The organism is Patescibacteria group bacterium (genome assembly GCA_020148045.1).
GTDB lineage: Bacteria > Patescibacteriota > Minisyncoccia > Minisyncoccales > GWA2-38-27 > JAHCRG01.
On record JAHCRG010000021.1, the window covers coordinates 1 to 4,701 of the forward strand.

Here is a 4,701-nt window from a genome sequence, read left to right on the forward strand (position 1 = left end):
ATTGTTTAAATTGTTATCATAAAAATAGTTTGATACCCAATATTCTGGAATAAGCTTGTAGCGATAAACTATTTCTCCAATTACTCCTGGCTTTGGGGAATAAATTCCGAAAAAATCAGCAACATGTGCATCCTTGCCAACTTCTTTGGAACGAAGATACACAGCACCAGTCGGGATCCATAAAACTTTAAAATCTTCAGACTGCTTTTGTAACCAATTGTTTATTTCATTATAGTCCTTAGGAAAAACATTGGAACTTATCATCCTGCCACCGAAGTTTCCTGATAAGTAAGGAAATATATACATAGTTAAAATTATCAGCAATATAATTTTTGCCAGGATATTTTTTCTACTAGGTCTTTTCGTTCTTTTATGAATTTCATTTAAAGCAAAAGCCGATAACAATGCAAGGCAAAGAGACAATGTAATTAAAATTTTAGATATATCGCGAAATATTCCAAGAAATAATATATTTTTTCTTATAAGATATATAGAGAAGGAACTGCTTGCAAAGAATATTATACATATTGAATAAATAGAGAAAAATAAAATATTTTTCTTCTGCTCACTTGTATAAAATAAGATGGAACTAAATGCCAATATAGGCAAGAAAAAAGAGGGAAAACCTTTGAAAATAGAATTTAAAGAAATAAATTCATATTCAAAAAGATAAAATCCCCAAAGCCTTAAAGAATTTACAATTTTATATTTTAATCCTCCCCACTCTTGAGGCCTTATAGCAGCCAGTTCCTCAGAGCCATAAAGAATTGCAGGAATAAGCCAGAAAGACTCAAGCAAAAAGAATAATATAAATATTAACAAAAGAGAGCGGCAAACCTTTTTAATTTTATCTTTTCTATCATTATTAAATAGAATTAACATAAATGAATAAGGGATAATAATCATCATAGAGAGGGCAAAGCCAAAAACAGGTGATGTATGAATCATAGAAAAAGTAGTAAGAATAGCGTAAACTTGCCAATGGTGGCTTTCCAGAGCTTTTAAGAAAAGAAAAAATGACAGAGGTAGAAAAGCATAGCAGGAAGTATGAGCATAACTCCCTACCATGTTTATCCAATTAAATAATAAAGGGGAAGACATATAAATTACAGCACCAAAAATCGCCGAGAGTTTACTAACATTAAATTTTATAAATAAAAGATAAGCTGACAAGCCTGCTATAAAAAGAATTGCAAATACTGATAATTTTGAATATATTGCTCCACTGACTCCCAAATATCCAAATATAGCATTAATTGTTGTTTGATGGATTCCCGATAGCCATAATGGGTTTGCGTTGAAGCCGGTAAAAATACCATAATATCTCCAGGTATACAGTGCTTCCTTAAAGGACTGAATCATTTGAGCGGGTTCTGGGGAAATTGACCAATCTAAACCGGCTAATGTTCCAGGACGAAATAATAAATTCCTTGTATATAAAAAAGATAAAAATAATAATATTGCAAGAACAAGAATCTTGAATTTGTCAATATGTAATCGCTTTTCCATTAGTTAGCAATTACCATTTAAATTTATATTTTTGGTTTCTTTTTAAGAATCTTATTTTATTAAAAATATTCTGCAACAGAGCACTATGTTGTCGCTTTTCAAGCCGGCAATAATCATCTTTTAACCATAGTGAAATGCCAACTATAAGCAAATCTGGATAAAAATTTAGGAAATCTTGCTAATCCAATGTTACAATGAGGTATCCCCAGATAGACACCATATATTTCTATTGATTTTACATTAAACTTTTTTAGCAATCGCCTTAAATCCCCTAAACTATATTCTCTAATATGCACCACTTCCCCCAAGCCAGGACCTGAACCATAACTATGAGGGAATCTAATGGGTCTGCCACAAAGATACCTAATAATTGCTGTTAAACGGAAACGATTTGGCGTTGTGAAAAACAGAACGCCTCCTTTTTTTAATACTCTTAAGCTTTCAGCGATAAAAAGTTCATCATCCATAACATGTTCAATAACATCTCGGGAGATGACCCCATCAAATGTTTTATCATCAAACGATAAATGCAAGGCATCTTCAATTTGAAATGGAATGTCATCTGCTATTTTGCTCCCTTCAAAACGCTTTACTATGTCGGTAGCAATAAGGAACTCACAATAAGGGCGGATATATTTTTTAGCAATCTCCCCGCTTCCGCAGCCAATCTCCAATATCTTACCTTTCCTATTTTTAATACTGGCTACTACCTTCGCTATATCTTTGCGGCATAGCTGATGATAGATATTGCTTTCTAACTGCTTTTCTATTTGCTGTATCATGGATTCCATAATTTATTCTTTACTCTTACTTTCTGAAATCATATTTTCTGTGCTTTTATTGTTATAAAAGCAGCATGACGCTGATCAATTGATGACAATAATTTTGCAAGATAATTTGGCATAGGATAATATCCCGAGGCTTTAGAAGCTTGCACTTTAAAACCATGTTTTTCAAATATATCTTTTAATCCTTGATATCCCAAAACCCTAGTATGTTGAAAGACCTTTATTTTTCGCATTTCTTTCCCTTTTTGGGAGCTTTGATGTAAAGCAAGTGGATTTCCAATAACACCCTTTACGCTTATATTTGTAATAGAAAATGGTTGAAATCCTAAAAATAAAGCAAAAATATTATGCCAACTGGATAAATTTTCTGTGGAGCAAATGAAATATCCTCCTTTGCGCAAGATCCTAAAGCTCTCACACATAAAATTATCTAAATTATGGATATGTTCTATCACTTGATTGCTAATTAAGATGTCAAAAATTGAATCTACAAATGGAAAATTATAATCTAAATTCGATTCTATAATCTTTATACCCGCTTCTTTAGCTTTTTTGTATCTATCTTTTATTATGTCTATTCCAAAAATATTCTTTGTTGATGCTCTTTCAGCAACGAGCTTTGTTAAATCACCAGTATCGCACCCTAAATCCAAAATTTTTGCATTGGGATTAAAATCTATAAATTCGAGAATATCTTTAATACATTTGGAGGAAGCATTAATAACAAGCGATTGTAACCAATCTTTAAATATCACTAAATTATAATCCTTTAATTTATCTTGAAGAACTTAGTGCAAAGTTGAAGATATAGTTCCAATCAAAATAGGAAGCGAAAGATATCGCATTTTTTCGGCTTCTTTTATAATTCTCATCATCTATAAATAGTTTTGCCACTGCATCAATTAGTTGAATCTTATTGTAGTCTATAACAATTCCTGCTGCCTTCTCCTTAATATCTTTAGCGACATTTGGTACATTAGTTATTATTACTGGAAGTCCGCATGCCATATAAATCTTTATCTTTCCGGGATCGCAAAACTGCTTGCAACCATGCTCAAGAGGTGGATAAGGCGCGACACCGATAGCGCAGCTTGCTAAAATCTCTTCCATCTTTCTGTCATCCTTTATAAAGCCCTTAAAATAAATGGAATTGGCTAATTTTAATTCTTCAGCTCTAATTTTCAATTCTTTTTCCAACTTACCAGTGCCTATTATAATTAATTTAGCATCGGGAAATTTTCTTTTGATATCAGGAAGTGCTTCGATCATTAATTGAATCCCCTGTTCTTCATTTAATTGCCCCATATAGGCGATATCATAACGATTAATTTTATCCAATGGTAGCCTTTTAATATCTTTGAAATTACATCCTAAAGGAACAACAGATTGGGGGGCGCTTTTGTCTTTTAAAACACCGGCTTTTTCTCTTGCATCTGCCATGATTGGAGAAACATTCCAGATTTGATCGCAATGATAACAGCAAATCTTATCAATCCAGTGATAAACTTTATTTAAAAGCTTGTTGCTAAACCTTTGAGGCACATAATCGATTACGTAAAATATGACTTTTTTAACTAATCCTAACTTTCTTAAGATCAAACCACTAAAAGCATTTAAATTATCAACTCCGATATATACATCAAATTTAAATTTCTGCTTATAAATATAATAAATAGTAAAGATAACATCCTTAATATAGAAAACAAAATTAGGCCCCTTAATCAAAGGGGCTTTAATTTTCTCAATAAATTCTCCTTTTTCATATCGCGAAACAACGGTATTTAGGGGAACATCCGGATTAGCATTGGAGAAGGGGTGGCTGATATAGACTACTCTTTTTACTTTTTTATTTATCAAATATTTAAGTAACTCTTGCTCGGCACCTCCAGAAGGCGTAAAAGTATGCTTCACGATAGCAAAATTAAGATTTTCCATCATATTGTTAAAATTCTTAATTACTTAAATGGGAAGCAGTTTTCTTTTACCTAGCAGCAAGAATAAACTCCACACAGGATATTTCATAAGCTGCAATTCTAAATATTTATAGATGACTTATATTCTTCAATCATTTCTGATATACCATATTCTAAAGGAGTAGAAGGAACAAAGCCCCCTGTTACTCTTTTTAGCTTTGATATATCAGCAGCTCTTCGAGGATATCCTTCGGGCTTTGATATATCATAAAATACTTCATTATGGATGCCTGCTAGATTTTGAATCATTTTTAATAGCTCTTTCATTTTTATTTCCTTACCATGTCCAATATTTACAGGGTCGGCCTGTGCATATTTCTCAGTCACCAATAAAACGCCAGCTGCAAAATCTCTTACATGGAGAAAAGATCTACTTTGATTTCCGCTTCCCCAAACTATTATCGGATTGTTGCCATCCATAACTTTTTTTA

General features: G+C 32.2%; 5 protein-coding genes. All 5 read right to left on the reverse strand.

Annotated elements, in window-relative coordinates; all coding sequences use genetic code 11:
• A partial coding sequence (locus KJA13_04250) for a hypothetical protein (GenBank protein ID MBZ9578205.1) occupies positions 1–1,509 on the reverse strand: 1,509 nt, incomplete at its 3' end.
• 113 nt (positions 1,510–1,622) lie between these two features.
• Positions 1,623–2,300: a class I SAM-dependent methyltransferase gene (locus KJA13_04255; GenBank protein ID MBZ9578206.1), complete on the reverse strand. Its 678-nt coding sequence runs from the start codon at positions 2,298–2,300 to the stop codon at positions 1,623–1,625.
• Between the two features lie 29 nt (positions 2,301–2,329).
• Complete coding sequence (locus KJA13_04260; GenBank protein ID MBZ9578207.1) at positions 2,330–3,052, reverse strand: methyltransferase domain-containing protein; 723 nt, start codon at positions 3,050–3,052, stop codon at positions 2,330–2,332.
• Positions 3,053–3,071: 19 nt separating this feature from the next.
• On the reverse strand, positions 3,072–4,235 hold the full coding sequence (locus KJA13_04265) for a glycosyltransferase family 4 protein (GenBank protein ID MBZ9578208.1): 1,164 nt from the start codon (positions 4,233–4,235) through the stop codon (positions 3,072–3,074).
• A 95-nt stretch (positions 4,236–4,330) separates the two neighbouring features.
• On the reverse strand, positions 4,331–4,701 hold a 371-nt coding region (locus KJA13_04270; GenBank protein MBZ9578209.1), incomplete at its 5' end, for an NAD-dependent epimerase/dehydratase family protein.

Excerpts from the sequence above, each read along its gene's own strand:
- KJA13_04255 (MBZ9578206.1), bottom strand. The coding sequence starts at position 2,300 with ATGGAATCCATGATACAGCAAATAGAAAAGCAGTTAGAAAGCAATATC.
- KJA13_04265 (MBZ9578208.1), bottom strand. The coding sequence starts at position 4,235 with ATGATGGAAAATCTTAATTTTGCTATCGTGAAGCATACTTTTACGCCT.